Annotated in this window: 4 protein-coding genes; 2 read left to right on the top strand and 2 right to left on the bottom strand. The window is 42.3% G+C overall.

Features of this window, described 5'->3' with window-relative positions:
- Window positions 1–121: 121 nt before the first annotated feature.
- Entirely contained in the window at window positions 122–907 is a 786-nt protein-coding gene (znuB, locus tag AB4589_RS10505; protein ID WP_009847315.1) for a zinc ABC transporter permease subunit ZnuB, read from the bottom strand.
- Window positions 907–1,686 (bottom strand): zinc ABC transporter ATP-binding protein ZnuC, encoded by a 780-nt coding sequence (gene znuC, locus AB4589_RS10510; RefSeq protein WP_012604527.1) that lies wholly within the window; start codon window positions 1,684–1,686, stop codon window positions 907–909. The genes znuB and znuC overlap by 1 nt, the downstream gene beginning before the upstream one ends.
- An 83-nt stretch (window positions 1,687–1,769) precedes the next feature.
- Between znuC and znuA the strand changes: the two genes are divergently transcribed.
- Together znuA and AB4589_RS10520 are read left to right on the top strand one after the other, a co-directional pair.
- On the top strand, window positions 1,770–2,654 hold the full coding sequence (znuA, locus tag AB4589_RS10515; protein ID WP_009847313.1) for a zinc ABC transporter substrate-binding protein ZnuA: 885 nt from the start codon (window positions 1,770–1,772) through the stop codon (window positions 2,652–2,654).
- Window positions 2,655–2,900: 246 nt separating this feature from the next.
- Window positions 2,901–6,287, top strand: a complete 3,387-nt coding sequence (locus AB4589_RS10520) for a helix-turn-helix domain-containing protein (protein WP_371709047.1) — start codon at window positions 2,901–2,903, stop codon at window positions 6,285–6,287.
- Window positions 6,288–6,382: the final 95 nt, after the last annotated feature.

A 6,382-nucleotide genomic window follows, 5' to 3' on the forward strand; every position in this document is an offset into this window, starting at 1 on the left:
TCAGCAGGCTTTTATCGATGAGATAGAAGTTAACTGAATGATATTAAAAAGGCTTGGTCACTGACCAAGCCTTTTTTGTATGTTTTCAATGATACGAGATACGAGATCGTACTGATAAGTGTTAAGCTCGGCTTCTAACCATTTGAGATAACATAAACATTGCCGCAGCACTGATAACAACAGAAGGGCCGGCCGGTGTGTCATAGAACCAAGACAAGCTCAATCCTCCGAACACAGCGATAGAACCAATTACCGATGCAAGGAATGCCATTTGTTCGGGTGTATTGGCGAATTTTCTTGCCGTTGCTGCCGGAATGATAAGTAGTGAGGTCATGATTAACGCACCAACAAACTTCATACCTACCGCAATCACGATCCCAACCAATAGCATCAAAATAAGACGCATTAAATCAATGTTGATGCCATCAACCGCTGCGAGATCTTCGTTAACGGTCGTCGACAATAGTGGTCGCCAAAAAATAGCAAGTACCACTCCAATCACGGCAGCACCCGCATAGATGAATACCAAATCTGTCGGAGACACTGCAAGCAAGTCACCAAATAGGTAGCTCATTAGGTCAACACGAACGTTATCTAAGAAACTCACGGCGACAAGACCCAAAGACAGAGCGCTGTGCGCCAAAATACCGAGTAGGGTATCGGTCGCGACCAGCTTTTGTTTTTGTAAAGTCACTAGCAACACAGCTAGCATCAAACAACAAATCAGCAGCGCGAAATACAAGTTAATGTTGAACAGAAAGCCAAGTGCTAAGCCCATCAAAGAAGCGTGAGCAAGCGTGTCACCAAAGTAAGCCATCTTGCGCCACACCACGAATGAACCTAGTGGCCCCGCGATTAGAGCAATGCCCAAGCCAGCTAAAATAGAGGGAAGAAGAAACTCAAGCATTAGTGGTGTCCGTGTTTATGGTTTGAACATTCATGCACGTCGCCTTCGACAGGCTGTCCTGCGAGATCATGATGGTGATGTTCGTGTTGGTGGTGATAAAAGGCTAAGGTCTCTTGGGTCGCGGTGCCAAAAAGTGCGATATAAGAGGGGTGGTGTTTGATGTCTGCCGGTGCGCCTGAACAGCAGATATGGTGATGCAAACAGATAACATCGTCTGTTTTTGCCATCACTAAATGCAGATCGTGTGAAACCATAAATACGGCACAACCAAAACGGTGGCGAATGGTATCGATCAGGTCGTACAGGTCTATTTGGCCTTGTACATCAACACCTTGTGCGGGTTCATCAAGAACCAGTAGATCGGGTCTTCTTAGCAATGAACGAGCAATTAGCACACGTTGGTTTTCACCGCCAGATAGTTGGTGCATGTTGCTCTTTTGTAGATGTTCAGCACCAACGAGCTTCAATGCTTCAAGGATCTCTTGCTGACTGAACTTACCAGTGAGCTTTAGAAAACGTTCTACATTGAGCGGTAGTGAATCATTGAGCTTTAATTTTTGTGGTACATAGCCAATTTTCAGTTTTTTAGCTTTTGTTATTGTGCCTGAAAATTTGGTCTGTAAACCTAATACCACTTTTACTAATGTCGACTTTCCTGCACCGTTTGGCCCAATCAGGGTGGTGATTCTGCCGCGCTCTAAATTTAGAGAGATGTTATCTAGAACTTTTCGACCGTCAAATTCGACGCTCACAGAATCTAGTTGGATTAAATTATCCATGAATAGAACTCATTTGCAATTCGCTAATGTTATAATGTAACATTTACCTCAAGCCTAAGCTACTTTTCTATTAACGAGGAATTATGTCACGTTCATCTTTTATACTTGCTACTTTGCTTTTAGCGCCAAGTGTTGCAAGTGCCAATACTATTCTAACAAGCTTCAAACCAATTCAAATGATTGTGACAGAATTAACGCAGGGCGTTAGTGAACCTGATGTGTTGATGAACAGCAATGCTTCGCCGCACGATTATGCGCTTAAGCCATCGGATGTCAAAAAAGTTCATAGTGCCGATATGGTGATCTGGTTTGGCCCTGACCTAGAAGCTTTTTTGACCAAGGTGATTGGTTCTAAAGAAAACGTTATCAAGATCAGTGAGATTCCGGGGATTAACTTGAGAGAGTTTGGACATGAAGACCACGATGCTCATGAAGGGCACAACCATGGTAGTCATGACCCGCATTTTTGGTTGGGTATCGATCAAGTCGAGGTCGCGGCAAAGTATATCTCAGCTAAGCTAATTGAGTCAGACTCTGATAACGCCATGGCGTATCAAGAGAATCTAGATTCATTCTTGATTGCTTTGAAAGAGAAACAGCAGGCGATTCATGAACAACTCGCGCCAGTGAAAGACAAAGGCTACTACGTATTCCATGACGCGTATGGCTACTTCGAACAAGAATTTAAGTTGAATAATCTAGGTCACTTTACGGTTAGCCCTGAGCGTAAACCTGGCGCAAAAAGTCTGATAGCTATCAAGAAGACTTTGGTGCGTGAAAATGTTCAATGCGTATTTTCAGAGCCTCAATTTACACCAGCGGTGATTGAATCGGTGACTCGTGGAAGTAACGCTAAACAAGGGCAACTTGATCCTGTCGGTTCGCAGGTTGAAGTGAAGAGTGGAAGCTATTTTGATTTTCTTCAGCAGCTTACAGATAGTTACACAAGTTGCTTAAGTGGAATGTAATCAATATTGAGTATTCTTTACGACACTTTGCTCTCGTTAATTGATGAATCATGCCGCTTTTTGCGGCATTTTCGTGACCGCTAAGATAAAACCTTCCAACAAATATCAAACCTCCTTTCTCCTTTGTCAATTTCAGCTAAAATAGAAAGATAATAATAAGCACAAAAAAACTCACTTTTTGGTTAATCAGCAACAAGCGCTGTGAGAACCAATATTTCATGTGTTGTTGCTGTTCAGGATTAAAAGTTGTATCGAATTATTTTCAAAATGTTCATCTTAATGAGCATTTCATTTAGCGTTCTTGCGGTAAATACATCACCCTCCGTTTTCTACCCTTTGCCCGTTCAAGCACAAGGGAACTTCCTTGCGGCAAAAAATCTGTACTTAGGTGAAGGTGGCGGACTCTGGGTTCATGATGTGCATGGAAAAATACTTTTTTATGATGGCAGAACCCTATTCCCTCGAAAAGGTAGCCTTTTGCAATTTTCTTCAGAGAAAGTCGCGTTTCTTAACGATGAGTTTTGGACTTTCTTTGATAATGAGGTGTACCGACATAGCCCAGGAATCGGCAATGCACTTGCATTTAGTCTAAGCCCGGGGGCTGAGATCGCGAATATCGGTGCTTCCGGTGATTATATTTGGGTTACAGATGGCAGTAATTTCTATACGTACAATACTCAATCTTTAGAATTTAGCACTTACTCGCTTCTAAAATTGTATCGGCATAACAATAGCAGCGATATTACGATTAACGATGCTGAGCGGGTGCTGTCAAAATGGGTGCTTGCGACCAGCTCCGGAGTGTACCTTTCTGATAGCCAAGAATTTACTCATATCGGTGCATCAGAAAAAAATCATATAGAGACGCTGTATTTTTCGATGGCAAGACGTGAGTTAGTCATTGGTACATTGAATGGTGCAGTGATTATAGATCTTGCAAATCCTAAGAAAGAAAGGTGGGTGCGTGGTTCGCATGTTCTTTCTCTCGCTGAAACAACCGATCAATACTGGATTGGGACTGAGCATGGTCTTATCAGCTACAACTTTATTACGGGGCAAATTACACGATTTGAACAAGCCGATAATCAAGACTTTTCGTTACCGGGTGAAAAAATATATTCGTTAATTAACGACCATGCTGGTGGAATGTGGGTCGCGACCAATAACGGAATTCGATACTTTTCACTGTTCAGCAGGACATTCTCAAGAACGCCATTAACGGGAATGGGGATGCACTCGAGTAGTGTGGTGATAAACAAAGTACAGCTTGTTCGCGATCAACTGTCTTGGGTTGCTTCTTCCAGAGGTCTCTATTTGGTTGATTCTCAAAGTGAAGATAACCCCGTTCGTGTTTACTCTAACCCAGTACAGGACTTTGAGTTCTTTGGTTCTTCAATTTGGTTGGCGACTGCAGAAGGTATTATTAGTTTCAACACTGATACGTTAGAGGCTGAAAAGGTCGATCTACCAAGAGCGATTGAAGGTGTACCCGTTGAAAACTTTGCACTTGAAGCGAATAACATGCTTTGGATGACCTCGGGACAAAACCTTTATTCGTTATCTATCGAAACCAATAAGTTGACAAGTTATGGTACCGACTGGTTAGTCGATAAATTTTTGCCAGCAAAGATCACCGCTCTCAATATAGGTTTACAAGGTCGTATTTATGTTGGTACTGATCACGGATTCTACTCTTTTCTTGATGAGAGAATTAGCTTTAGTCGTTCAAGCGAGCGGCTTGGCAAAGTGGTCGATATTGAAAAAGCGAAAGATGGATCCCAGTGGTTTGCGAGTAGCTATGGTGTGTATCGAATCTCTAATAACAGTTCTATTATTCAAGAGGTCACTCTTGTTGAGGAAAATATCAGTCCTAAATGTTTAATTAGCGATGATAATGGGATGTGGTTAGGCTCTTCGAAAGGTATTAGCTATTACGGATTGGATGGGCAACTGCATAAACATATCGGCTCACCATTTGGCTTGATCACCAATGAATTGGCTGCAGGTGCGTGTGCTCTGTTTTACAGCTCAGGTAGCCAGTCTACTAGGCTTATCTTTGGCTCAAGATATGGCGTGGTGAGTGCGTTAGCTAATGAGCTATTGGTATCAACAACACCTCATAGCCGTGCATTGCTAAGCAAGATAAGTGTCGACCATCAGATAGTATCACTTGGTGGCAAGACAGCTGATTTAGATGAAATTCCTTATGGCTCATCAATCGGTTTTAAGATTGGAATTTTACCAGCGACATACACACCTGCAATGGAGTATCGACTAAGCGACAATGAACCTTGGAGTGAGTTTGAAGGGGGGTTACTAACACTCGATCACCTTCTTCCTGGGGACTATACGTTGGAAGTGAAACCCGTTAAGGACTCCCATTATCGCTTTACGTCAACGAACCAAAGCTTTTCTATTGCGGAACCTTGGTATCTGAGTAATTGGGCAGCAGCAAGCTCTCTTGTATTACTTATCTGTGTAGTGACTGCTTTGGTTTTTTGGCGATCGCGTTACGTCACTTTCGCCAACAGGCACTTAAAGGCGCAAGTTGCATTAAAGACAGATCAACTGAGGCATCAAAGCCGAATACTACTAACGACTAATCAACAGCTTAAAAAACAGTTGTCAGTTAAGAGTGCTCTTGTCACACATACTGCTAATGAACTCTCTTCTGAAGTTAATCATATCGCAGCTATGATCCCAAATTGGCATGATGAACAAGGTAAGTCGCCAATATTGACATTGAAAAATGGCTTGGCTCAGTTGAGTAACACGCCACAAGGGAAGGGAAAGGTTTGTTACGATATAATTTTAATCTTAGAAGCTGTACTCAAAGCTTGGCAGGACGATTTAGCCAAAGCCGGTATTGAACTGGATATTAAAGTTGACACTAAACAACGACACGTCTCCTTGCTGTATTTTAACCTTGATATTATTTTCAACAGTCTAGTCGCTAGCATCATTAAGAGAAATTTTAAGTCACAGAGTATGGTGGTATTGGTTGAAGAGGTTAAAGAGCACCTTGTTGTGACGATTCGAGACCATGGAATGCCTTTCCCAAAATTGACTTCAAGCATTAATGACAATACTGGAAAATCGACCGACCTAAACATCGAAAAGTTGCCATTATTGATGAACCAGAGCGGTGGTGAACTGAATGCTTTTGTCTCGGACTCTCAAAATAAGGTGCAGCTTTCGTGGCCGATTGAATATCAAGTGTTAGATAATTTGGAAGCTAGTACAATTGAACAGATTGAGACCATTAAACTTACAGTTTCAGCGACGGAGCAACAAAGGTTAAGTGCTGAGCAAGAGTGGAAAAACAGAGTGTCGCAGCTTGTGAGTGAAAACTACGCCGATGCAGAGTTCAGTACGGCAAATGCTGCTAAGTACTTGTTCATGTCAGAGAGAAGTTTACAGAGACGTTTTAAATCGGCTTATAACAAGACCTTTAAAGAGCATTTGAATGAAGTGCGTTTAGAGCATGCGTGCGAGCGGTTACTTGCGGGAGAGAGGATTTCAGACGTCGCGTTTGATTCTGGTTTCAATGACCCTTCCTATTTCAGTCAAAGGTTTAAACATCACTTTGGCATGTCGCCATCTAAGTTTGCTGAAAACAACGAAGAGCAGTGAGCTAGGGACGTCCAGTTACAACATAGATAAAGATACTTTGAGCCTCGACATTCGTGTTGGGGCTTTTTTATGCTTCTACGAGATACGAGATACGA

The organism is Vibrio sp. 10N.222.49.A3, from assembly GCF_041475145.1.
Taxonomy (GTDB): domain Bacteria; phylum Pseudomonadota; class Gammaproteobacteria; order Enterobacterales; family Vibrionaceae; genus Vibrio; species Vibrio tasmaniensis_A.